The organism is Azonexus hydrophilus (genome assembly GCF_905120355.1).
GTDB lineage: Bacteria > Pseudomonadota > Gammaproteobacteria > Burkholderiales > Rhodocyclaceae > Azonexus.
Genome location: NZ_CAJHOB010000001.1, coordinates 123,242 through 145,739 on the forward strand (window position 1 = coordinate 123,242; position 22,498 = coordinate 145,739).

Genomic DNA, 22,498 nt, shown 5'->3' on the forward strand with positions numbered 1-22,498 from the left:
CCCGGCCTTTTTTTGAGTGCCCACTTCACTGGCGAGCATTGAAGATGGCATTTGCCAGCAGCAGATAGACCAGGATCAACACCGCCGAGATCACGATATAAGCAGTCGCCGACAGGTCGAAAATGGCGAATAGGGTATTCAAGCCCAGTGCAATCCCGAAGAAAACCCCGCTGACCACACGGAGATTGACCCCGCGCCGAGCACTGGCATACCCCCCCAGCAGCAAGGGCAGCAAGGTAGCAATGAAGAAGATCGCACTCCCGGCTGCCACGTAGTTGCGTAATGGCCCATCCAGGCTCCACAAACCGTAACTGAGAACAGCGCCCAACAGAACGGCAATCAATGCATTGACTGGATTAAGCCTCATGCTTGCACCTCGGGCGGCAGGGGGGGCGGGCACAGGGCAACCAGCTTGAGCACTTCCGGCACATCCTGGCAATGCGCCCAGCCGGCCATACCGGCACGCCAGACATACGTCATCTTGTGGATCCGGCCTTGCACAATCAGTCGACTCAGTTCCTCGGCGGAAAACGGCCCCGCCTGCTTGCCGTCGAGCACCACGAAATAGCTGACGGGCAGGCTATTCACCTCTCCTGGCATGGCGGCCAGGCCATTCATCGGCCCCGGAATATGCACATTCTTCATGGCCTGATTCATCGAATTGACCATCTGCTGGGCAATCCCCATACCAAGTCCGAACTCGACCAGACGTTCGATCGAAAAGAAATTGTCATCGTTCATCTAACGATCTCCTGAAAAGTATCAAGGCGCTGGCGGCGGCGGAGGCGGCGGCGTGAATTGCTGCAGCAGGGGCGCCAGCTCGGCAACGTTGGCGAGCAACTCCCACTGACTCATGCCTGCCTTCCAGACATGCACACCGGCATGCAGCTGACCGGCCGCTGCCAGTTGCTGCAACTGGGCCATATTGAAGGGGCCGCTGTTCTGCCCATTGACCGATACGTGGTAGAGCGCCTGCGGGGGCGGCGGTGGCATGTTGGCAGGATTCATCTGCTGCCCCATAGTGCCCATCATGTTCGCCATCTGCCCGCCCATGGCGCCACCCAGTGCCATGCCCATCATCATCCCCGCCGGATTCAGGCCGCCATCGCCGCCCCCCTGGCTGCCGCCCCCAAGATCAACCTGCCCCATGCTGCCCAGATTTTCTGCGGCCGCAGTCAGTACTGCCGTCTGCTGGTTGATCTGGTGTGCCCCCAAGTATTGCTGCTGGGTCTGCAGGGCAGCCAGACGTTCGGCCTGCTCACGCTGGATGCGCAAGGTTTCGCTCATGTTTTCGGCATTGATTGCTTGCGTTGCTTCGAGGTTGCGCATGTTGATCTCGTTCTGTTTCTGGCGCATTGCCGTTTCCAGATCGGCAGTCACTGCACGCAGCTGACGGTATTCCTCGGAATCCTTGTTCGGCTCGATGCTGCTCAGATCGAAGCTGTGCAGGTTCACCCCGAACTGCTCCTGGAATACCTGACTCAGCTGCGGTGTAATCAGGTCATTCACCTCGGCCAGCTTGCGCTCCAGCTGCAGCACGGGCAAACCATGCTCGGCAGGTGCGTTGGCAACAACCTGCTTGACACGGCGCACCACAGCATCGCGCACCAGATCGGCAAAGGCCGAAATTTCGAAATTCACCAGCCGATGCAGGCGAATGAACGCCCGGTAATCGGTGATGTTCATCCGCAATGAACCCCCGGCGGCCATACGCACCGGGAAATCCAGGGCCCGCGGATCGAACACGTCGAAATAAGGTACCCGGAAGTCGATCTTGATGTTCCCGGCCAGGTTGATGAAATACACCTCGGCCTGAAACGGCGAGTCTCCGGCATAGGCCATGCCGAGGATATTTGACAGCACAGGAAAGTTGGCCGTCCGCAGGGTATCGTCAAACGGGCCCTCGATGAAATCCTGAACTGCCCCACTCTCCTGCTTGTAGACAAAAACGGCCACCTCGCCGTCCTTGACCCGCAGGCTGCTCCCCCAGCGAATGGCGTTTTCCTTGCGCGTAGCTGCACCGTCACCCGGTCGCCATTTCCAGACCAGATAGGTCGGCTCATCGCAGCGTATGACGTCAAGCACGCCGCCTTCGTTTTTCTTGCCAAACAAAGCCATGCCAGCTCCTTTTACCGTTGTTCGGTGCGTGCCTGAGGCACGTCACACAACATGATCATTAGTCCCTTGCCTGGCGCGTTTCTGCACCACGCCGTGCCCGCTGGGCCAGCTCAGCCTCGGCCCTGGCAATGCGCCGGGCCTCTGCCTGCGCGGCCACAGCTCGCTGCTGCTCAGCTTCCCGCGCTTTTTCCTGGTCGAGCTCAGCTTGCTGGGCCGCTTTTTCGCGCGCAATCTCGGCCGCTGCCTGTTCCCGTTCAGCCGCCTGAGCCGCTTCGATACGCGCGGCCAGTGCCTGTCGGCGTGTTTCCCAGGCCGCCGTCTCCTGCGCAACCGCTTCCGCCTTGCAGGCTTCCTGGTATTGCCAGCGCAACTGCGCCAGTTCAGCCTGGGCCGCAGCGTAGTCCTTCTGTTGCAGCTTGCCGTCAAAAATAGCCACAATGCTTTCCAGACGCGCCGTTTCAGCCTGGGCAGCGGGTGTATAGGCCGCCGTGCAGCGAGCTTCCTGCCAGCCTTGCCATTGCGTGCTGATCAGACCGACAACCGCCAGCACGGCAACCCCGCCAACTAGCAAAAAAAGCATCGGATTACGCCGGGTACGCTCCTTCACCGCCTCGGTAAAACCAAGATTGGCACTGCGCTCAAGCGCTTCCAGTTCCTCCCGCGTTTTCACGTCGCCACGGTAGGCGTTTCTGGCCAGGTTCATCACCTCGGTGAACTTGACCCGCCAGTCTTCTTCGTTGGGGTCGCGTTTACCCACCCCTTGCAGTTTGGGCAGGATGAAATGGATCAGACTCAACAGATCTTCGCGCGCATTGGGAATGGGCAGATCGCGGATCACCCGCGCCCGCCGGGCGCTGACTTCCTTTTCCAGCTTGCTGCCCTGCAGGCCAGCAGCCACCAGCGTAGCCTCAATTTCATTAAATTTATTGACCAGCTCAACCACCGTACGATTGGCGCCCACGCCGGTCAGTTCATGACCACACAGCTCGCAGCGTGCGGCAAAGGCTTTCAGCGCGCCACCGCAGCTCGGGCATTTAGGGACCACCCCGTTTTGCTCACTCATGTTCGCCTACTTTCATTCAGTTCATCATCGCAAAACAAACACCGCCCCGGGCGGGGGCGGTGTCAAGACAGCACCTTTTCAACGGAAGATCATCACTTCTTCCTGCCGCGACTGCCCACGCTCCATTACCGTTTCCCGCTGCACCGGAGCTTCTCCCCCCAGCGCCGCGAGCTGCTCCTCCATCTGGCGGATGACGTCTTCACCCAGACTCTTGGAGACTTCCGACACGACCTTGCCGCGGTTGAGGACAAGGCGGCCGCCGCGTGAAGACATCAGCTTCACATCACTCCCCTCGCCCATGGCAGAAAAGGCTGCTTTCACTTCGTAGGTCCGGGTACTGATCAGGCTGAACTCTCCCACGAGCTCAAGACTCAGCGTATGCGATACGGTGTCGGTATGGTCAATCGGGTTGGCCTCCTGGCGAAACTGGATGTTATTGACCGAACCAAACAGCACGTAATCGGCGCCCGGATACATCCCCTGCTTGATGCGGGCAATCACGTCGTACAGTTTCTCAGTGTTCTTGGCAGTGAAGGGCTTACCCTGCACCACCTTGAAATACCCCGACTTGACGATCTCCCCCTTGATATCGGCAGTGAACTTGCGCAGCTCACCCCGCTCGATATAAGAATAGACCCCTTCGTCATAGGAGTAGGTCGACTCCGAACGGGCATTGAGCGAACCGCTGGCACGACGGGAATAGGAATGATCGCTGTCCCGCTCGCTCTCGCGTGCAGAAGCCCGCAGCGAGGACTTTTCCGTCGCCCGGATCGAACGGAAATACTCCTGCACCCGTTCCTCATAAGCCAGATCGGTAACGGCCACCTTGAGACTGGGGCCCGCCTGCGCCAGCAGGGTAGCCCCCAGCAAGACACTCCCGAGCAACGCTTTCTTCAAGATTTGCATGATGCGACTCCCGACTCAGCGCTTGGCCGATTTGCGAATTTCCTTCTCGTCCGACCACTCGACGATGCCGCTTTCGATCTCGATCAGGCGCATGTTGATCTTGTAATAGACATCCTTCATCGAACTGTTGCGCTTGACGATGGAAGACACGCTACCGTCGATCCGGTATTTGGCCCCCTGCATGTTGCCCATCTTGGCCGTTTTGGATTTCTTGTACAGACCGCTTTGATTCTGGCGACGCAATTCATCCACCTGATTCTGCATGTCTTCGCCCTCGATCACGTAACGGATACCGTTCTTCTGCAGTTGGGTCAGGATGGTATCGGTAATCAGCCGGGTGTCGAAATATTCGCTGGTCTTGTTCTTTACCGGCGAGGCCATGAGCAATTCGCGCTTCCTGATGGCGGTCTGAATCACCGGATGCTGGATCATGGACTGGGTCATCTTTTCCGACGTCATCTGGATGTCGGTGGATCCCAGGTCGGTAGTGACTGCTTCCACCGCTTTGGCATCGCCATAGCTGACACTACCGTCGCCCAGTGTCGGTGAAGTGGTCTGGCAGGCGGACAAGGAAAAACCAAGCACTGTAGCCAACAACAGGGCACGGGAAGAAGATGCGGATTTCATGAAATACCTTTCAGTCAAACAAATGAACAATCACAACGCACGGCGAGCATCGGGCAAGCGCCCCCGATCCCCCGGCGAAAAAAAACAGCAAACATTTTGCTTCAGCGCCCGGACATACCTTCCATACCGGGGCTGTTGCCGGAATAAGGCGCCCCGGCATTTTTCGGACTCTGCAGTTCGATACGGAAGTCCGTCGCCTTGAAACTGGGCGACACGGCATTGATCACTTTTTTCTGCAACCCATAAACGGTTTCCGGCTTCCAGGGTTCTTCCTCCCAAACCACGAAACCGTCTTCATCCAGCCAGCGGAAACGGTAGTACAGCTGCTGCACATCGCTGCTGCTGTTCTCCAGAGTGGCCTGGATACGCAGCAGCCCGTCACGTTTGACGGCACGCAAATCCACCACTTTCAAGTACGTCATTTTCCCCAGTTCTTCAACCTTGCTGGCGATCGTACCGGGCTCAGCCGCCAGAGCCGCAAGCGGCGTCAAGCCAAGAAGGGCGCAGCCGAGCAAGCCACGGATGAGCGTCTGTTTCATGAATAAAACCTCCAGAAAATTTTCCCTAAATACAATGTCGCGGAACAGCAACAGCAGGCTTCCCGCCACCGTGACAATCATTAACCGTCAAGCTACTGCGCCGCAGCACCTGCCTTCTTCGGCGCTTGCTTCGCACCTGCCCGACGCGCCCGCGGCGGCGCCTTGACCGGTTCATCAGTAAACGCGTCGGCCCACGCCTCGATCCGCGGCTGACCGACATACACCGTGCCATTGGCCAGGCGGATCGGAATCACCGTCACCCGATTACCCACCATCACCTCACCTCGAAACAGGCCATTACCCGTATCGAATTCAAGCGCAGCACTCCCCCGTGGCAGAACTGCCCGCGCCACCGCCAGCCGCTCGGGCAACGTTCGCCAGGCACGCTCATCAGCCTGCTCGGTCACCACCGAAGCAATGCCGGTGATGATCCCCGCCACTGCTCCGCCTTTTTTCTGCGCCTGGTATTGCAGGGCCGATTTGGCAACTGCACGGACGACAGTGCGTCCCATGATCCCCGGCAGCTGATCCCTGAGCTGACGCCGGGCCATGGCATCCACATCGACCAGAGTTTCCACCGGATAGTCTTTGCCATTGATGCGCAGCGCATTCGGCATGTAGCCCTTACCCTCCGACTTGACGATAGGAAAGGATAGTGGCGTTGCGACGAAACGGCCATTTACCGGGATCGGCAAGGGAATGGTGACCGACTTCCAGGCCGGCGCAAACCCGCTTTCAACAACGAACAGCACATCGGTCTGCCCCGGGCCAGCGCGCCGGCTGCCTGTCCGCCCGAGTTTTTCCTTGATCAGCTTGCTATCTGGTTGCAATGCCAGAGCATTGCGATAGCCCGGCTCGGCCATCGACGGCTCGCCGGTGACCTCGAAGAAATAGCCCGCCAGATAATGGGCAAAGGCATTCTGGTAACCGTTCTTCAGCCGCCGCACTTCGGGCGCATCAAGTTCGTCGAGTGGATAACCGTGCGCCGACAGATCCTTGGTGTCGGTCTTGACGCCTTTCTGTTTCTGCTCCTCCTGCAGTTTTTCATACTCCTTCTCGCGGAAGCTCTCGATCAGCTTCTCCCGCTCCACCGTTTTCTTCATCTCGACCCGAGCGTGGTCGAAATTGCCGAGCAGGATGTGGTCGAGGGCAAGTTTCGCCGACAAAAAGACCTTTTCGTAATCCTGGCCGTCATAGCGGCGGACCCGGTCACTGACCAGGAAAGCACCGATGTCGCCCAGCAGCTTGGTCGGGTTGGTGCGGTAGTCATCTTCCCAGGTGCGTACGATTTCATCAGCCATCAACCAGCTGTCGCGACTTCCCTCGTAATCGGTCTTCAAGCTGAGCAGTTCGCCCTTCTCGAAGTAATAGAGGATATCGCGCCCATTGACCGAATCCAGTACGGTTTTTTCCTTGGCACGTCCTTCCTTGTCCCTGGCCTCATCGGCTGCGAACAAGGGCTTGTTGTTCTTCTCAAGAAGCTGCAGCGCCTGCTCCAGCTGCCCTCCCTGCACCAGCGCCACCGTCGTACGCATTTCACTATCGTAGCTGCGCAAGGGATTCCCCGCACAGCCCGCCAGCACAAGCAGCCCGGACAGCAAAATGGGCAGACGGCCCCGTTTAAATAATTTAATGGAATTGTTTGTGCGCACTATAAAACTCACCGGAATATGCTATTTTGAAATGTGACGGATTGTTTGTGTTTCGTAAATTTTTGTCAATAAACTCGTTACGCACATCCCAAAGCAGCCACCACGACAGCACTCTCGGTCCATTCATCCTTGCTCTCCTTCCCAATTCAACTGCTAGAATCAGCGCATATTTTTCGGGGGAGACGCCAACCATGCTGAGTCTGAAACACCTTGCCGCCGCCGCACTGCTGGCCTTGTCAACAATTTGCGCCGCCGAACCCGGCGTCACCGACACGACCGTCACGCTCGGCATGTCTGCTCCTTTCAGCGGGCCCAACGGCGCTTATGGCGAGGACATGCGGCAGACCATTCAGGCCTACTTCGGACAACTCAACAAAGCCGGCGGTGTCAATGGCCGCAAGATTGAGCTGATCGCCCTTGATGATGGCTATGAAACCGACCGCGCCCTCGCCAACACCAAGACCCTGATCAAGGACAAGCAAGCCTTTGCCCTGCTGGGTTTTTTCGGCACCACCCCCACCGAAGCGACCATGAATACCGTGTTCGGCCCCGCCGGCGTTCCCCTGGTCGGCACCATCTCCGGCGCGCCCAGCCTGCGCCAGCCAATTTCCAGCAATCCGCATGCGCGTTTCATGTTCCACATTCGTGCCAGCTACAACGACGAAACCGAAGCCATCGTCAACCAGATGGTCGCCATCGGCCTGCGTCGCATCGCCGTGTTCTACCAGAACGATGGCTTCGGCAAAGCCGGCCTGGACGGTGTCACTGCGGCCCTCAAGCGGCACAACCTGACTCCGGCAGCGGTCGCCACCGTCGAACGTAACTCGCTGGATGTCAATACCGCCGTCCAGAGCGTTGCCAAAGCCAACCCGCAGGCAGTGGTCATGGTCACGTTGTACAAACCCAGCGCTGCCTTCATCCGGGCCATGAAGCAGGCCGGACAACACCCGATGTTCATGACGCTCTCCCCGGTCGGCACCGAGCAACTGGTCGACACCCTGGGCAATGAGGCCCGTGGCATCGGTATTTCACAAGTCGTTCCCTACCCGTGGAATGACACTATTCCGGTCGTGCGCGACTATCAAAAGATTGCGCCCAAGCCCGGCAAATACTCCTATTACGGGCTTGAGGCCTACCTCACCGCGCGTGTCATGGTGGAAGGACTGCGCCGTGCCGGACGCGACCTGACCCGGGAAAAACTGGTCAGCGCTCTGGAGAGCATCAACAATGTGGATTTCGGTGGTTACCGGGTGAATTACTCGACCACCGCCCGCGGTGGTTCGCGCTTTGTTGAAATGACCGTCATCGGCCCAGGCGGTAAGGTATTGCGCTGATATCAGGCAACAGATCGGAGCGGGCAGGCGCAAGCCTCGGCAGTACGAAGAACACGTCTGCCTGTCCCTCCTGATTCGGAAAGACCATTTGTCGCAGCGCCAGCACGGCAAGCATTCAAAAAAGACCGGAGCCGTGAAAGTAGCGCGTTACCAGCAATTGGCGTACGAAACAGAAAAGCTGATCGCTGACGGCATCCTGCGCCCCGGCGACCGGCTCCCCTCGGTACGGCAGACCTGCCGTACCTACGCCATCAGCCCGGTCACCGTCACCCAGGCTTACTACCTGCTGGAAAGCCGAGGTCTGATTGAGGCACGCCCGAAATCCGGCTATTTCGTGCGCCCTCGTCTTGGCCAACGCCTTGACGAACCGCAGATGAGTCATCCACGCAGCCAATCGACAGCACTCCAGGTCAGCGACTTCATCTTCCAGATTCTCAATAGCGTCAAAGATCCGGCGGTAGTCCCGCTGGGATCGAGTTTTCCCAGCCCGTTCCTATTTCCACTCGACAAATTGGGCCGTTTTCTCGGTCAGTCAGCACGTAACAGCAACCCTTTATCCACTGTCACCGACCTGCCTCCGGGCAATGCTGAGCTGCGCCGCCAGATCGCGCTGCGCTATCTGGCGCGGGGCGCGACCGTCTCAACCGATGAAATTGTCATCACCTCAGGCGCAATGGAAGGAATCAATCTGTGCCTGCAAGCCGTCACACAGCCAGGCGACCTGATCGCCATTGAATCCCCGACCTTTTATGCCGGACTGCAGGCCAGCGAGCGACTCGGACTGAAAGTCATCGAAATCCCTTCACATCCGCGCGAAGGGATCGATCTGCAGGCCCTGGCGGCTGCCTTGCAACAGCACCCGATCAAGGCCTGCCTGCTCATGCTCAACTTCGGCAATCCAACCGGTTGCCTGGTCAGCCCGGAACGCAAGCGGGCGCTGATCGACCTGCTGGCACGGCACGCCGTGCCGCTCATCGAAGACGATGTCTATCAGGAACTCTACTTCGGAACGCAACCGCCCCTGTGCAGCAAATCGGTCACGCCAGCAGACCATGTGATGCACATAGGTTCATTCTCCAAGTGCCTGGCCCCTGGTTACCGCCTAGGCTGGGTGGCGGCCGGTCGCTACGCGGAAAAAATCATCCGCCTCAAGCTGGCTACCAGTCTGGCCACGACCATTCCGGTGCAGATTGCCATCGCTGAATATCTCAAACACGGTAGCTATGACCTTCATTTACGCCGCCTGCGGCAGCAGTTGATGCTCCAGGAAGCCCGCCTGATCGAGGAAATTGAACGGCATTTTCCTGCCACCACCCGTCTGGCCAGGCCTGCCGGAGGATATTTCGTCTGGATCGAACTGCCGCAAACCGTCGACGCATTGAACCTGCAACGGCAAGCCCTCGAGCAGGGCATCAGCATCGCCCCCGGGCCGATTTTTTCTGCCAAGAAGGAATTCCGCCACTGCATCCGCCTCAATTTTGGTCATCCACCCGACACCCACACACAGCAGGCCATCGCTACCCTGGGCCGGATCATCAGCAGTCATATTTGATCCTGCAGAGCCACTTCCGGCATCTCCATCTGTGCTTATTGAAAACATGAACATCTGAAACTGTTACCCGGTGCGTTTCAATGTTCTACTCGCGTCCATTCGCCAAAGAAGGAAATGGACATGAACAAGCCACTCGGCAAAGCCCACGAAGCAAGGCTGACACGCCACCGCGCGCAGGGAAAAATTCACGCCAAAGCAGTGCAGGGCCGCTTCAATACGGCGCGCTGGGTCATGGTATGGCTCACCCAGATTGTCTTTTATGGGCTGTGCTGGCTGAACTGGGATAGTGCCGACGGCCGTCGCCAGGCCGTATTGTTCGACATTCCAGGGCAGAAGCTCTATGTCTTCGACCTGATCCTGTGGCCGCAGGACGCCCTGATCCTGGCCTTCGTCCTGATCATCGCCGCCACCGCGCTGTTCCTCGTCACCGCGCTGGCCGGACGCCTGTTTTGCGGCTTTGCCTGTCCGCAGACGGTCTACACCAGCATCTTCACCTGGATCGAGGCACGCATCGAAGGCGATCACCTTGCCCGTCGCAAGCTCGATGCCAGTCCGTCGCATCCGCGCAAACTGCTGCGCAAGGCGGTCAAGCACACCCTCTGGTCTATCGTCGCCGGATGGACCGCGATCACCTTCGTGGGCTATTTCACCCCGATCCGGGAACTTCTACCCGCGCTGGCTCAATTGAACATCAGCCCATGGGAAACATTCTGGCTCATCTTCTACGCCGTCTTCACCTACGTACAAGCCGGCTTGGCCCGCGAAGCCGTGTGCCAGCACATGTGCCCCTATTCGCGCTTTCAAGGCGTCATGTTCGACCCCGCCACACGTAACGTCGCTTATGACCGGAGACGTGGAGAACCTCGCGGTCAGAAACAACAGGACGGAAAGTGCATCGACTGCGCCATCTGTGTTCAGGTGTGTCCTACCGGAATCGATATCCGCGATGGTTTGCAATATCAGTGCATCAACTGCGGCCTGTGCATCGACGCCTGCGACCAGGTCATGGATAGAATCGGCGCCGCCCGGGGCCTGATTCGCTTTGCTTCAGAACATGAATTGAGCGCGGCAGCATACAACCCCCCTTGGTACTCGCGCCCGCGGGTGCTCATCTACTCCATCCTCGGCGTGATTTTCTGCACGTTAGCCGCATGGACATTGCATGAACGGCCGGAACTACGGCTCGACATCCTGCGCGACCGGGGGGCCCTGCTGCGGGAAACGCCAGACGGTCTGATCGAGAACGCCTATACCCTGAAACTGATCAACTTTGCCGAACGGCCGCGCGAATTTGCCATCAGCGTCACTGGCGTTCCCGGTGCCGAGATCGTCGGCACACACCGCTTCAGTGCAGACCCAGGTAGCCTGCGCACGCTCTCGTTAACGGTTGCCGCGCCCGCCGACACGACCTTATCGGGCATCCAGCCGCTCTATTTCAAGGTTCAGGCGGAGGATGATCCCTCGGTCCACATTCGCGAGAAGAGCAGCTTTGCCCTGCCAGGGCTCCGCTGAGCGTAGCCCGCGCGGCGGAACAAGTTGCAGCGGCGCAGCATGGGGCGAGAGATTGCCCCATTGCCCAACACCACCGCAATAGCTCAGCCCGCCCGCCGCCAGGTCGTCCCCTGCGGGCTGTCATCAAGGATCACGCCAGCGGCCTTCAATTCATCCCGCAGCCGGTCGGCGCTGGCAAAATCACGCGCCTTCTTGGCTTCGGCACGCGCCACAATCATCGCCTCGATCTGTGTCGCATCAAGCTCGCCGCCGGGAGCCGCTTGCAGGTAAACCTGCGGGCTACGTTCCAGTAACCCGATCACTCCGCCCAGCGCCTGCAGCAGTCCGGCAAGCTCTGCCGACTTCTGGCGATTGGCGTCAGCGGCCAGCTCAAACAACACGGCAATGGCCCCGTGCGAATCGAAATCCTCGTTCAAGGCCGCGGCAAAACGAGCCGCATATCCTTGCGTCCAATCGATCGTCACCGCTGCGGGTGGCACATCGCGCAGGGTGAAATACAAGCTGTCGAGCGAGCGCTTGGCGTCGTCGAGATGGGCATCCGAGTAGTTGAGCGGGCTCCGATAGTGCGCACGCAAGATGAAGAAGCGCACCACCTCGGGATCGTATTTTTTCAGCACCTCGCGGATGGTGAAGAAATTACCGAGTGATTTCGACATCTTCTCGTTATCGACGCGCACGAATCCGTTGTGCATCCAGTAATTGACGTAAGAACAGCAATTGGCGCCTTCCGACTGGGCAATTTCGTTCTCGTGGTGCGGAAACTGCAGATCCTGACCGCCGCCGTGAATGTCGAAATGCTCGCCGAGCAGGGAAGAACTCATCGCCGAGCACTCGATATGCCAGCCCGGACGACCGCTACCCCAGGGCGAATCCCAGGCCGGTTCACCCGGTTTTGCACGTTTCCAGAGCACGAAGTCGAGCGGATCTTCCTTGGCCGTATCGACCTCGACCCGCTCGCCGGCCCGCAGATCATCCAGCGATTTGCCCGACAACTTGCCATAGCCCGCAAATTTGCGGACCGCATAATTCACATCCCCGTCGCCGGCCTGATAGGCCAGACCTCGTGCTTCGAGGCGGCGGATGATGTCCTGCATCTGCGGCACGTAATCCGTCGCGCGCGGTTCATGATCAGGGCGCTGGACGCCGAGCGCATCAGCATCTTCGTGCATGTAGGCGATGAAACGGTCCGTCAGCTGAGCGATGGACTCACCGTTTTCGACAGACCGGCGGATGATCTTGTCGTCGATATCGGTAATGTTGCGCACATAAGTCACCTGGTAGCCGGAAGCCTTCAACCAGCGGTACACCATGTCAAAAACCACCATCACCCGCGCGTGACCGAGGTGGCAATAGTCGTACACCGTCATGCCACAAACATACATACGCACCTGTCCGGAACGGATCGGTTCGAACACTTGCTTCTCACGTTTAAGCGAATTGTATATTTTTAGCATGTTGGAATTAAAAATAGTTGCGATGAAACGCTTGGAAAATCAATAAAACGCCCGGATATTTGCTAGAATCCGTCGATTCGAAACTCACGGATTGTAACACGGCAATGAATACCCCTCTGCGCTCTCGTTCCCGCATCGACACATCGATTCCGTCCAGTTTTAAAACCCTGCGTGCCATCGCGCTCGGCCTTACGATCAGCTTAGCGGCACCCGCTTTTGCCGACAATCTCCCCGAAATCCAGCGCCTCATCAAGCAAGGACAACACGCTCAGGCCCTGGAAAAAACGGAGCAATACCTGAGCAGCCGCCCAAAAGATGCACAAGGCCGTTTTCTCAAGGGCCTGATCCTGACCGAAATGAATCGCCCCACCGAGGCGATCGGGGTATTCACCAAGCTTTCCGAGGACTACCCGGAACTCCCCGAGCCCTACAACAACCTTGCCGTGCTCTACGCTCAGCAAAAACAGTACGACAAGGCACGGACCGCTCTGGAAATGGCCATCCGCACCCACCCGTCGTACGCCATCGCCTATGAAAACCTGGGCGACGTTTATGCCAAACTCGCCAGCCAGGCTTACGACAAGGCCCTGCAACTCGATGGTGCCAACACCAGCATGCAGAACAAGCTGGCGCTGATCCGCGACCTCATCAGCACCTCCGGCAAAGGTAATGTCCGCCCGCCAGCCGCCCTCGCGGCAAACACCGAGCAGCCGCCAGCCACCCGCCCGGCGGCACCTGTCAACCAAACCCCCACCAGCAAACCGGCCGCTACCGCCACCGTCGTCACCACCACTCCCGGCGCTGCCGCACAACCCCCGCAGGCAACGCCCCCCGTTACCACCCCGGCAGCAAGTGTCGCGCCGGCTGAAAAACCGCAGGTTGCCGAGAAGCCCGCGAACAGCAAGACTGCCGCCGCAAACAGCGATACCGAGGGTGTCAACAAGGCGATAAAAAACTGGGCAAACGCTTGGTCAAACAAGGACATGAAAGCCTATTTCGCCGCTTACACCAGCAGCTTCGCCCCCAGCGGCATGAGTCGGAAAGCCTGGGAAAACGAACGGCAACAGCGTATCGGCAAGCGGGGCGGAAAAATTTCCGTGACAGTGGAAGAGCCGACCATCAGTATCGACGGTGACGAGGCAAAAGCCCGCTTCCGCCAGCATTACAAGGCCCCGGGATTGAACAGCTCCAGCACCAAGACCCTGGTTTTCGTGCGTAGCGGCAGCAAGTGGCTGATCAAGGAAGAAATCGCCCGCTGATGCAGAAGAAGTCCTGGTTACCGCTGCTCCTGATCGGTCTGGCAGCGGCGATCGCCATCCCCTCGGTCATACAACTCGCTACCCGCCAGACGCCGGCCCCTGAGCCGGCGTTGCCGCGTAGTGCCGAGACCACCCTGCCCGTATGGCCAAGCAAGCCGACAACCAGTGCAAACCCGTCGGACACGCCGGCACAATCGCTCGCCAGCAACCCGGAACTTGCCCTGACGCAGATCTTTGCGGAAATCGAGCAAAACAATCTTGGCCTGGCCCTGCAGCACACTGAAGCCCTGATCGAACGCCACCCCAATTACCGTCTGGCGCATCTCATCAAGGGTGACCTGTTGCTTGCCCGCAGGCACCCCCTCACCACCTTTGGCGCCGCCCCCTCCGGCACGGAAAAAATTTCCGATTTGCGCGCCGAAGCGCTGCGCCGTCTACAGGCCTACCGGGAAAAACCAGCTCCCGAACAAGTACCGCGCTATCTCCTGCAGATGCGGCCAGATCAGCGTTACGCCGTCGTCATCGACACCCAGCGCTCGCGCCTCTACATCTACGAGAACGACCTTGCCACCGGCGGTCGACCGCGCTTCGTCGCCGATTACTATGTCACCCAGGGCAAACTGGGCGCTGACAAGTTTTACGAGGGTGACAAGAAAACCCCTCTTGGCGTCTATCACGTCACCGCCGACCTGTCGCGCCAAAAACTACCCGATCTTTACGGCAGCGGAGCTTTTCCGATCAACTTCCCCAACGAATGGGACCGCCGCCGTGGTCGTGGCGGCAGTGGCATCTGGCTGCATGGCACACAATCGGACACCTTTGCCCGCCCCCCGCTCGCCTCTGACGGCTGCGTGGTCCTCACCAACCAGGATCTCGATGCCATCCGCGACCACCTCCAGGTCGGTCTGACACCGGTCATCATCAGCCCGCAAGTCGAATGGCTGTCGCTCGACGACTGGGCCAAAGAGCGGGAAGAGTTCAACCGCACCATCGAAGCCTGGCGCGCCGACTGGGAAAGCCGCGATACGGACCGCTACCTTGCCCACTATTCGCGGCAGTTCAGCGCCGGCGGCCAGGATTTCACGCAATTCGCAGCGCAAAAACGCCAGGTCAACGCCGGAAAAACCTGGATCAAGCTCAAACTCGATAAAATCTCCATCCTGCGGAATCCCGGCGCGGAAGAAATGGTGGTCGTCACCTTCGAGCAGGATTACCGCAGCAACAACCTCGACAACCGCATGAAGAAGCGCCAGTACTGGGTGCGCGAAGGCGGTCAATGGAAAATCATTTACGAAGGAGCCGCCTGATGCGCAAACTGATCCCTACCCTCGCCCCCACCCTGCTTCTGCTCAGCAGCCTGAATCTCAATGCAGCCTGGGCAGCGCCGACGCTGGAACTGGAAACCAGCCTGGGCAACATCACCGTTGAACTCGATGCTGAGAAAGCGCCAAAATCCGCCAGCAATTTCCTGACTTACGCCCGTGAAGGCTTCTACAACGGCACGGTATTTCACCGCGTCATCCCGGGCTTCATGATCCAGGGCGGCGGTTTTGATGCCAGCATGAATCAGAAGAAAACGCACTCCCCGATCGAAAATGAGGCCAAAAATGGCCTGAAAAACCGGCGGGGCACGCTCGCCATGGCCCGAACCGGCGATCCACACTCGGCCACCGCGCAGTTCTTCATCAACCATGCCGACAACCTGCCGCTCGATTATCCAAGCCGCGACGGCTGGGGTTATGCCGTATTCGGCAAGGTCACCAGCGGCATGGATGTCGTCGACAAGATTGCCAAGGTACGCACCGGCAATGCCGGCTTCCATCAGGACGTTCCGACCACCCCGGTGGTCATCAAGAACGTCCGCATCATTTCGGATAAATAAGGAACAGACATGATCAAACTCACCACCAACCACGGCACCATCACCCTCGAACTGGATACCGTCAACGCGCCCAAGACCAGTGCCAACTTCATTGCATACGTCGAATCCGGCCACTACGACGGCACCATCTTCCACCGCGTCATCAAGAACTTCATGATCCAGGGTGGCGGCATGACCCCAGACATGGAACAGAAACCGACCCAGGCTCCGATCGAGAGCGAAGGCGAGCAGACCGCCAAGGCCGGCCTGAAGAACGTGCGTGGCAGCATTGCGATGGCCCGCACCAATGACCCGCACTCGGCGACCGCCCAGTTCTTCATCAACACCGTCGACAACGACTTTCTCGACTTCAAGGCACCTTCCGGCCAGGGTTGGGGTTACTGCGTTTTCGGCAAGGTAGTCGAAGGCATGGACGTGGTCGACGCGATCCGCGCTCTGCCCACAGGTAACAAGGGTTTCCACCAGGATGTGCCCAAGGAAAGCGTAATCATCGAAAAGGCCGAAGTCCTGGCCTGATCGCTGTCGAAGAAGACCGGGCAATGTGCTGAGCACTACCCGCTCGGTCTCTCTTCATCACCATGCATCTGTTCGCTTCCGATCTCCATCTGTCGCCCCGCTCACCCGGGGCGACTGCGTTGTTCCTCGACTTTCTCGCCGGCCCGGTGCGGCAGGCAGAAGCCCTGTACATCCTCGGCGACCTGTTCGAGGTCTGGGTCGGCGACGATGTCGCCGACGCCTGGCACCGCAACATCATCGCCGCCCTGCGCCAGACCAGCGATGCCGGCGTGCGCCTCTACGTCATGCACGGCAACCGCGATTTCGCCCTCGGCGAGGCGTTTGCCGCAGCAGCAGGCGTCCAGCTGATTCCCGACCCCTTCGACCTGCACCTGCCAACATGGTCCTTCGTCCTGGCCCACGGTGACGCACTCTGTCTCAGTGACCCGGCCTATCTGGCCTACCGCGCGAAAGTGCGCGATCCCGCCTGGCTCGCCCGCATGCTGAAAAAACCACGCTGGCTGCGTACCCTGCTCGGCCGCTACATCCGCTGGCGCAGCAGCCGCAACAAACGCGGCGGGCAGACATACGCCGACCTCAGCCCGGATGCCACCGACGATTTCCTGCGCACCCACGGCTACGCCACCTTCATTCATGGCCACACCCACCAGGCGGCGACGCATGATCACATCGTTGACGGCATTCACGTCGAACGCTGGGTCCTGGGCGACTGGCACGAGGACCGGGGGGATTATCTCCGCTGGGACGGGGAGCGCCTGCAACGCCTGAGCATCACCGCCGCCGCAGTCTGAGCCTTGCACGTGAACACTCCCCTCGCCCTCCTGCGCGACATCTTCGGCTACCCCGCCTTTCGCGGCGCGCAAGCCGAAATCATCGACCACATCTGCCAGGGCGGCGACGCACTAGTCCTCATGCCGACGGGTGGCGGCAAGAGTCTGTGCTATCAGATACCAGCCCTGCTCCGCCCCGGCTGCGCCGTCGTCGTCTCCCCCCTGATCGCCCTGATGCAGGACCAGGTCGATGCGCTGACCCAGCTCGGCGTCAAAGCCGCCGTCCTCAACTCGACACTCGACTGGCGTGACGCACAAACCGTCGAACAAGCCATGTTCAGCGGCCAGCTCGACCTGGTCTACATTGCTCCCGAGCGCCTCATGCTCGAACGCACCCTGGCTCTGTTCGATGCCCTCTACGCGGCAGGAAAACTCGCCCTGTTCGCCATTGACGAGGCCCATTGCGTATCCCAGTGGGGGCACGATTTCCGCCCGGAATACCTGCAGCTCTCCGCCCTGCACGAGCGTTATCCCAAGGTACCGCGCATTGCGCTGACGGCCACCGCCGACCAGGCGACACGCGACGAGATGCTGCACCGCCTCGGCCTGGGCGAAGCACGCGTCTTCCTGTCCAGCTTCGACCGCCCGAACATCCGCTACAGCGTGGTTGAAAAGGATAATGCCCGCCGCCAGCTGCATGCCTTTCTCGCCAACCGCCGGGGGCAGGCTGGCATTGTTTACTGCCTGTCGCGCAAGAAGGTGGAGGAAACCGCCGCCTGGCTGTCGTCCCAGGGCTATCCCGCCCTGCCCTACCACGCCGGCTTGCCGGCGCCCGAGCGGGCCGCCAACCAGCGCCGCTTCCTGCGCGAGGAAGGCCTGATCATGTGCGCCACCATTGCCTTTGGTATGGGCATCGACAAACCCGATGTGCGCTTCGTCGCCCACCTCGATTTACCCAAGAGCATCGAAGCCTACTATCAGGAAACCGGCCGTGCCGGCCGTGATGGCGAACCCGCCGAGGCCTGGATGGCCTACGGCATGCAGGATGTCGCCCTGCAGCAGGCCCGTATCAGCGATTCCGGAGCGGAAGAACGCCAGAAACGCCTGGAAGCGCAACGCCTCACCGCCCTGCTCGCCTATTGCGAGGCACCACGCTGCCGGCGCCAGGTACTGCTCGACTATTTCGGCGAGCAGCACGCGCCCTGCGGTAACTGCGACGTCTGCGCCGATCCGCCCGAACTCTGGGACGGCACTCTGGCCGCACAAAAAGCGCTGTCCGCCATTTACCGCACCGGCATGCGCTTCGGCGTCAGCCACCTGATCGACCTGCTACGCGGCAAGGCAAACGACAAAATGCGGCAATGGGGGCATGACCGCCTGCCCACTTTCGGTGTCGGCAGCGATCTTGATGAACGCACCTGGAAAAGCGTCTTCCGGCAGCTGGCGGCAGCCGGCCTGGTACATGTTGACCTGAGCGAACATGGCGCGCTGCAACTCACCGAGGACGCCCGCGAAGTACTCAAGGGCCAGCGCAGTGTGCAATTACGCCGACCGGCGGCAAGTAGCGAACGCAGCCGCCGCCCCACTACCGCGAGCGCCACGGCAACCGCGCTCGCCCCCGCCGACGAAGCCCTGTTTCAGATCCTGCGCAGCTGGCGCACCGACACCGCGCGCGAGCAAGGCGTTCCCGCTTATGTCATCCTGCATGACAAAACCCTGCGCGAACTTGCCGAATGCCGGCCCGTCAGCCATGGTCTGCTGGCCCAGATCAGCGGCATGGGCAGCGCCAAGATCGAGCACTACGGGGAAGAATTGCTGCAGTTGATCCGGGCAACCGAGTCTCAGGCGAACTGAAGACTCAACCCAGCGTGGTATCAAGCACCATCATCAAGGCAAAACCCGTCATCAGGCCGAGCGTGGCACTGGTCTGGTGACCATTGCGGTGCGTTTCAGGGATCACCTCGTGCGACACCACAAACAGCATAGCCCCTGCCGCCAGCCCCAGCCCGATCGGATACGCCACCGCCAAACCGCCCGCCAGGCCGACACCGAGCAATGCCCCCACTGGCTCAAGCAGGCCACTGGCCGCGGCAATCAGCACCGAGTAAATGGCGCTGACACCGGCACTGCGTAACGCCAGCGCGACTGCCAGACCCTCCGGAATGTCCTGTAGCGCAATCGCCGTCGTCAGCGGCAGCCCCACGCCCATATCGCCCTGAGAAAAGCTGACACCGATGGCCATACCTTCTGGCAGGTTGTGCAAGGCAATGGCGAACACGAACAGCCAGACACGGCCGCAGATTTCATACCCTGGCCCACAGGGACCGCTCTGGTCGTGCGCATGGGGCGTGAACTCGTCCAGCCCGAGCATCAGCAACACCCCCAATGCCATCCCGAAGACAACGACCGCAGCCCCGCTACCACGATGCCCGAGCAGAGAGGCCCCTGCCTCCAGCCCCGGCAGCAGCAGGGAAAACGCGCTGGCAGCCAGCATCATGCCAGCCGCCAGGCCCAGCATGCTGTCTTCGATCTGCTGCGGCAGGCGGCGCAGCAAAAGTGCCGGCAAGGCCCCCAGCCCGGTGGCAACAAAACCTGCCAGGCCACCATACAGCGCCAGACGCAGACCCGCAGCGGCCTGTCCGGAAAACACCTGGAACGCGCTCTGCACGAACAGGGCGACGACCGCCAGCAAAGCCAGCGCGAGGCCAGCCGCCACCCACTTATGCGCCAACACATGCCGGTACAGCAGGAACCACCAGGATGGCCGGGCAGTTTCGATACCGCGCGCCGGCGCTTGCTCGCTGATGTGTCCACCAGCCATTTCCACCCCCTATTCAATTTCAAGCAAACGTAAAACCATCCTCTGTCCGCCACGTTGTGCGCATGATACGAACTCGATCCGGCACCGTGACAAGCGACAAATCATAAAGGCCGCCCCCCGTGGCTGTCCAATGCAACAAGGCCATGCACTCAGGCGGAATTATCCGTGGCAGCTTCCAGCAATTCGGTATCGGCGTGATCGTAAGCCGGTGCGCAGCAGCACAGCAGGGTCAGTGGTGTATCACCAAGCGCGGCGATGCAGTGGGGCGTGCCCGGTGGGATGCAGATGGTATCGCCTGCCGCGACGGTGAATTCGCTATCCGCCAGTGTCATGCGGCCACTGCCGGCGGTGATGTGATACAGCTCCTCGGTCCGCAGATGGCGATGCAACTGGGTCCGCTGGCCGGGCTGAACAGTCGCTTCGGCCAGGCTCTGCAGCTGGTTGCCATGAACCGCTGGGTGCATCAGCTCCCGAATGACCGAGCCATCCTTGGTGATATAAGGCGTCACTGCGGCGTAGGCTTGCCGCCGGACAGGGGTTTCAAGCACGGTCATGTCGGACATGGTGGGAATTTCCGTAATCAAGTTGGCCGAGTATGGCGCGCTGGCAAACTGGCGTCGAGTCCCGGTGACAAATACGACGACTGGCAGAAAAGCACAGCAGGCAAGCACGAGATTTGCATACAATTGAAACAAACCAACTTCAGCGAGACCCGCATCATGGACCGATTCATGCAAGCCGCAATTGCCGAAGCCAAGCAGGGGCTGGCCGAAGGAGGCATTCCGATTGGCTCGGTGATCGTGCATCAGGGCCGCATCATCGGGCGCGGCCATAACCGCCGGGTGCAGCGCGGCAGCGCCATCCTGCACGGGGAAATGGATGCTTTTGAAAATGCCGGACGCCAGCCGGCGACGGTGTACCGGGAGGCCGTCCTCTACACCACCTTGTCACCGTGCTCGATGTGTTGCGGGGCCATTCTGCTGTACGGCATCCCCCGCGTGGTGATTGGCGAAAACACGACCTTCATGGGCGATGAGGCCCTGCTGCGCAGCCGTGGTGTCACGGTGGAAGTCCTGCAGGACGCCAGCTGTATCCGCCTGATGCAGGATTTCATCGCCGCCCGGCCGCAGCTGTGGAATGAGGATATCGGCGTCGACTGAGCCTGTGGCCCGGTCAGCCAACGCCTAATTCCGCTTATCGATGTCGGCTGCCGGAATGGCGTTGCTGCCTCGGGCTGGCATTCCTGGCGCCGGCAGGTTTGCCCGCTGCCGCAGGTTTGCGCGGCGGACGCGGCTGCGGCGCAGGACGCGGAGCAGCCACAGCGGCCGGCTCGAAGCCGGCGATTTCCAGCCGCTCCAGCGTCCGTTTGATCAGTTTTTCAATATCCTTCAACTGCGGACGCTCATCGTGGCAGACGAGAGAAATCGCCTCGCCCTCCATGCCGGCACGACCGGTTCGGCCGATGCGGTGCACGTAATCTTCCGGCACGTTGGGCAATTCGTAGTTGATGACGTACGGCAGCGCATCGATGTCGATGCCACGGGCAGCAATATCGGTAGCCACCAGCGCCGCCAATTTACCCTCCTTGAATTCCGACAACACCCGCGTGCGTGCGCCCTGTGATTTGTCGCCATGGATGGCAGCCGCCTTGATGCCGGCCTTGTCCAGAGTCCGGGCCAGCGCATCGGCGCCGTGCTTGGTGCGGGCAAACACCAGCACCTGATGCAGGCTGCGCGACTCGAACAGATGCTTGAGCAGATCCTTTTTCTGCTCGCGGTTGCACTCGATCACCTTCTGCACCACCGTTTCAGCGGCAGTATTGCGCGGGGCCACATCGACCGAAACCGGCTGATGCAGCAAGCCCGCGGCCAATTCGCGGATTTCCGGCGAAAACGTGGCGGAAAAAAGCAAATTCTGACGATTTTTCGGCAACAGGGCGATGATCTTGCGGATATCGCGGATGAAGCCCATGTCGAGCATGCGGTCGGCCTCATCCAGCACGAAAATTTCAATGGCCGAGAGATCCACTGTCTTCTGCTGCACGTGGTCAAGCAGACGCCCGGGTGTCGCCACCAGAATGTCTACCCCGCGCCGCAGGTGGGCAATCTGCGGATTGATGCCCACCCCACCGAATACAGCCAACGAATTGACGGGCAGATATTTGCCGTAAGTCCGCACGCTTTCCTCGACCTGAATGGCCAATTCGCGTGTCGGCGTCAGCACCAGCACCCGTGGCATACGGGCTACCCGTGACAGCTTGTCGTTGGCCGCCGCACTCAGACGTTGCAGGATGGGCAGGGTAAAGCCGGCGGTCTTGCCGGTACCGGTCTGGGCAGTGGCCATCAGGTCATGGCCGGCGAGTACGGCGGGGATGGCCTGCTGCTGAATCGGCGTGGGCGTGGTATAGCCCTGCTCGGCAACGGCGCGCTGAATTTCGGCCCTCAGGCTGAGATCGGAAAACTGCATGGAATACTCCAGAAAATACTGCGGAAA

The 22,498-nt window shown here is 60.0% G+C and carries 22 protein-coding genes; 10 read left to right on the forward strand and 12 right to left on the reverse strand.

The features are described 5' to 3' along the window. Nucleotides 1–25 precede the first annotated feature (25 nt). From JYJ39_RS00550 to JYJ39_RS00585, 8 genes are all read right to left on the reverse strand, one after another. Nucleotides 26–367 carry a hypothetical protein gene (locus JYJ39_RS00550; protein ID WP_205201117.1) on the reverse strand — a complete coding sequence of 114 codons (342 nt, stop codon included), beginning with the start codon at nucleotides 365–367 and terminating at the stop codon, nucleotides 26–28. After that, entirely contained in the window at nucleotides 364–741 is a 378-nt protein-coding gene (locus JYJ39_RS00555) for a DUF4339 domain-containing protein (RefSeq protein ID WP_205201120.1), read from the reverse strand. Before JYJ39_RS00555 ends, JYJ39_RS00550 begins: the two co-directional genes overlap by 4 nt. Nucleotides 742–762: 21 nt before the next feature. Then, complete coding sequence (locus JYJ39_RS00560) at nucleotides 763–2,118, reverse strand: SPFH domain-containing protein (RefSeq protein WP_205201122.1); 1,356 nt, start codon at nucleotides 2,116–2,118, stop codon at nucleotides 763–765. Nucleotides 2,119–2,176: 58 nt separating this feature from the next. Then, nucleotides 2,177–3,181 carry a hypothetical protein gene (locus JYJ39_RS00565; protein ID WP_205201124.1) on the reverse strand — a complete coding sequence of 335 codons (1,005 nt, stop codon included), beginning with the start codon at nucleotides 3,179–3,181 and terminating at the stop codon, nucleotides 2,177–2,179. A gap of 78 nt (nucleotides 3,182–3,259) precedes the next feature. Beyond that, nucleotides 3,260–4,087 carry a hypothetical protein gene (locus tag JYJ39_RS00570; protein WP_205201126.1) on the reverse strand — a complete coding sequence of 276 codons (828 nt, stop codon included), beginning with the start codon at nucleotides 4,085–4,087 and terminating at the stop codon, nucleotides 3,260–3,262. Between the two features lie 15 nt (nucleotides 4,088–4,102). After that, the gene (gene lpoB, locus JYJ39_RS00575; RefSeq protein ID WP_205201128.1) at nucleotides 4,103–4,714 is read right to left on the reverse strand and encodes a penicillin-binding protein activator LpoB; all 612 of its coding nucleotides are present in this window, start codon (nucleotides 4,712–4,714) and stop codon (nucleotides 4,103–4,105) included. Nucleotides 4,715–4,815: 101 nt separating this feature from the next. Continuing rightward, the gene (locus JYJ39_RS00580) at nucleotides 4,816–5,253 is read right to left on the reverse strand and encodes a YcfL family protein (protein ID WP_205201130.1); all 438 of its coding nucleotides are present in this window, start codon (nucleotides 5,251–5,253) and stop codon (nucleotides 4,816–4,818) included. Between the two features lie 92 nt (nucleotides 5,254–5,345). Further along, nucleotides 5,346–6,809 (reverse strand): COG3014 family protein, encoded by a 1,464-nt coding sequence (locus tag JYJ39_RS00585; protein WP_205201132.1) that lies wholly within the window; start codon nucleotides 6,807–6,809, stop codon nucleotides 5,346–5,348. A gap of 287 nt (nucleotides 6,810–7,096) precedes the next feature. Between JYJ39_RS00585 and JYJ39_RS00590 the strand changes: the two genes are divergently transcribed. The 3 genes from JYJ39_RS00590 (at nucleotide 7,097) to ccoG (ending at nucleotide 11,303) form a co-directional block, all read left to right on the forward strand. Next, complete coding sequence (locus tag JYJ39_RS00590) at nucleotides 7,097–8,239, forward strand: ABC transporter substrate-binding protein (RefSeq protein WP_205201134.1); 1,143 nt, start codon at nucleotides 7,097–7,099, stop codon at nucleotides 8,237–8,239. A 133-nt stretch (nucleotides 8,240–8,372) separates the two neighbouring features. After that, a complete protein-coding gene (locus JYJ39_RS00595; protein WP_205201136.1) occupies nucleotides 8,373–9,791 on the forward strand; it encodes a PLP-dependent aminotransferase family protein in 1,419 nt (472 codons plus the stop codon). 120 nt (nucleotides 9,792–9,911) lie between these two features. Next, nucleotides 9,912–11,303 (forward strand): cytochrome c oxidase accessory protein CcoG, encoded by a 1,392-nt coding sequence (gene ccoG / locus JYJ39_RS00600; RefSeq protein WP_205201138.1) that lies wholly within the window; start codon nucleotides 9,912–9,914, stop codon nucleotides 11,301–11,303. 83 nt (nucleotides 11,304–11,386) lie between these two features. Here ccoG and cysS read toward each other — a convergent pair whose 3' ends face one another. Beyond that, nucleotides 11,387–12,757, reverse strand: a complete 1,371-nt coding sequence (cysS, locus tag JYJ39_RS00605; protein WP_205201141.1) for a cysteine--tRNA ligase — start codon at nucleotides 12,755–12,757, stop codon at nucleotides 11,387–11,389. Nucleotides 12,758–12,861: 104 nt separating this feature from the next. Here cysS and JYJ39_RS00610 point away from each other — a divergent pair, with 104 nt between their 5' ends. From JYJ39_RS00610 to recQ, 6 genes are all read left to right on the forward strand, one after another. Further along, nucleotides 12,862–14,016: a tetratricopeptide repeat protein gene (locus JYJ39_RS00610; RefSeq protein ID WP_205201144.1), complete on the forward strand. Its 1,155-nt coding sequence runs from the start codon at nucleotides 12,862–12,864 to the stop codon at nucleotides 14,014–14,016. Next, nucleotides 14,016–15,323, forward strand: coding sequence for a L,D-transpeptidase family protein (locus JYJ39_RS00615; RefSeq protein ID WP_205201146.1), 1,308 nt, complete (start codon nucleotides 14,016–14,018; stop codon nucleotides 15,321–15,323). The genes JYJ39_RS00610 and JYJ39_RS00615 overlap by 1 nt, the downstream gene beginning before the upstream one ends. After that, nucleotides 15,323–15,898, forward strand: a complete 576-nt coding sequence (locus JYJ39_RS00620) for a peptidylprolyl isomerase (RefSeq protein ID WP_205201150.1) — start codon at nucleotides 15,323–15,325, stop codon at nucleotides 15,896–15,898. Before JYJ39_RS00615 ends, JYJ39_RS00620 begins: the two co-directional genes overlap by 1 nt. A 9-nt stretch (nucleotides 15,899–15,907) precedes the next feature. Continuing rightward, the gene (locus JYJ39_RS00625) at nucleotides 15,908–16,414 is read left to right on the forward strand and encodes a peptidylprolyl isomerase (RefSeq protein WP_205201152.1); all 507 of its coding nucleotides are present in this window, start codon (nucleotides 15,908–15,910) and stop codon (nucleotides 16,412–16,414) included. A gap of 62 nt (nucleotides 16,415–16,476) precedes the next feature. Next, nucleotides 16,477–17,205 (forward strand): UDP-2,3-diacylglucosamine diphosphatase, encoded by a 729-nt coding sequence (locus JYJ39_RS00630; protein WP_205201154.1) that lies wholly within the window; start codon nucleotides 16,477–16,479, stop codon nucleotides 17,203–17,205. A gap of 9 nt (nucleotides 17,206–17,214) precedes the next feature. Continuing rightward, complete coding sequence (recQ, locus tag JYJ39_RS00635) at nucleotides 17,215–19,038, forward strand: DNA helicase RecQ (protein WP_240189483.1); 1,824 nt, start codon at nucleotides 17,215–17,217, stop codon at nucleotides 19,036–19,038. A gap of 4 nt (nucleotides 19,039–19,042) precedes the next feature. On the opposite strand, the gene JYJ39_RS00640 is transcribed toward recQ, so the two are convergent. Next, the gene (locus tag JYJ39_RS00640; RefSeq protein ID WP_205201158.1) at nucleotides 19,043–20,005 is read right to left on the reverse strand and encodes a ZIP family metal transporter; all 963 of its coding nucleotides are present in this window, start codon (nucleotides 20,003–20,005) and stop codon (nucleotides 19,043–19,045) included. Between the two features lie 149 nt (nucleotides 20,006–20,154). After that, a complete protein-coding gene (locus JYJ39_RS00645; protein WP_240189484.1) occupies nucleotides 20,155–20,568 on the reverse strand; it encodes a cupin domain-containing protein in 414 nt (137 codons plus the stop codon). Between the two features lie 123 nt (nucleotides 20,569–20,691). Between JYJ39_RS00645 and JYJ39_RS00650 the strand changes: the two genes are divergently transcribed. After that, the gene (locus JYJ39_RS00650) at nucleotides 20,692–21,165 is read left to right on the forward strand and encodes a nucleoside deaminase (protein ID WP_240189485.1); all 474 of its coding nucleotides are present in this window, start codon (nucleotides 20,692–20,694) and stop codon (nucleotides 21,163–21,165) included. A 34-nt stretch (nucleotides 21,166–21,199) separates the two neighbouring features. On the opposite strand, the gene JYJ39_RS00655 is transcribed toward JYJ39_RS00650, so the two are convergent. Next, complete coding sequence (locus JYJ39_RS00655; protein ID WP_205201160.1) at nucleotides 21,200–22,471, reverse strand: DEAD/DEAH box helicase; 1,272 nt, start codon at nucleotides 22,469–22,471, stop codon at nucleotides 21,200–21,202. Nucleotides 22,472–22,498 lie beyond the last annotated feature (27 nt).

Excerpts from the sequence above, each read along its gene's own strand:
- JYJ39_RS00550 (WP_205201117.1), bottom strand. The coding sequence starts at position 367 with ATGAGGCTTAATCCAGTCAATGCATTGATTGCCGTTCTGTTGGGCGCT.
- JYJ39_RS00555 (WP_205201120.1), bottom strand. The coding sequence starts at position 741 with ATGAACGATGACAATTTCTTTTCGATCGAACGTCTGGTCGAGTTCGGA.
- JYJ39_RS00560 (WP_205201122.1), bottom strand. The coding sequence starts at position 2,118 with ATGGCTTTGTTTGGCAAGAAAAACGAAGGCGGCGTGCTTGACGTCATA.
- JYJ39_RS00565 (WP_205201124.1), bottom strand. The coding sequence starts at position 3,181 with ATGAGTGAGCAAAACGGGGTGGTCCCTAAATGCCCGAGCTGCGGTGGC.
- JYJ39_RS00570 (WP_205201126.1), bottom strand. The coding sequence starts at position 4,087 with ATGCAAATCTTGAAGAAAGCGTTGCTCGGGAGTGTCTTGCTGGGGGCT.
- lpoB (WP_205201128.1), bottom strand. The coding sequence starts at position 4,714 with ATGAAATCCGCATCTTCTTCCCGTGCCCTGTTGTTGGCTACAGTGCTT.
- JYJ39_RS00580 (WP_205201130.1), bottom strand. The coding sequence starts at position 5,253 with ATGAAACAGACGCTCATCCGTGGCTTGCTCGGCTGCGCCCTTCTTGGC.
- JYJ39_RS00590 (WP_205201134.1), top strand. The coding sequence starts at position 7,097 with ATGCTGAGTCTGAAACACCTTGCCGCCGCCGCACTGCTGGCCTTGTCA.
- ccoG (WP_205201138.1), top strand. The coding sequence starts at position 9,912 with ATGAACAAGCCACTCGGCAAAGCCCACGAAGCAAGGCTGACACGCCAC.
- cysS (WP_205201141.1), bottom strand. The coding sequence starts at position 12,757 with ATGCTAAAAATATACAATTCGCTTAAACGTGAGAAGCAAGTGTTCGAA.
- JYJ39_RS00610 (WP_205201144.1), top strand. The coding sequence starts at position 12,862 with ATGAATACCCCTCTGCGCTCTCGTTCCCGCATCGACACATCGATTCCG.
- JYJ39_RS00615 (WP_205201146.1), top strand. The coding sequence starts at position 14,016 with ATGCAGAAGAAGTCCTGGTTACCGCTGCTCCTGATCGGTCTGGCAGCG.
- JYJ39_RS00620 (WP_205201150.1), top strand. The coding sequence starts at position 15,323 with ATGCGCAAACTGATCCCTACCCTCGCCCCCACCCTGCTTCTGCTCAGC.
- JYJ39_RS00625 (WP_205201152.1), top strand. The coding sequence starts at position 15,908 with ATGATCAAACTCACCACCAACCACGGCACCATCACCCTCGAACTGGAT.
- JYJ39_RS00630 (WP_205201154.1), top strand. The coding sequence starts at position 16,477 with ATGCATCTGTTCGCTTCCGATCTCCATCTGTCGCCCCGCTCACCCGGG.
- JYJ39_RS00640 (WP_205201158.1), bottom strand. The coding sequence starts at position 20,005 with ATGGCTGGTGGACACATCAGCGAGCAAGCGCCGGCGCGCGGTATCGAA.
- JYJ39_RS00645 (WP_240189484.1), bottom strand. The coding sequence starts at position 20,568 with ATGTCCGACATGACCGTGCTTGAAACCCCTGTCCGGCGGCAAGCCTAC.
- JYJ39_RS00655 (WP_205201160.1), bottom strand. The coding sequence starts at position 22,471 with ATGCAGTTTTCCGATCTCAGCCTGAGGGCCGAAATTCAGCGCGCCGTT.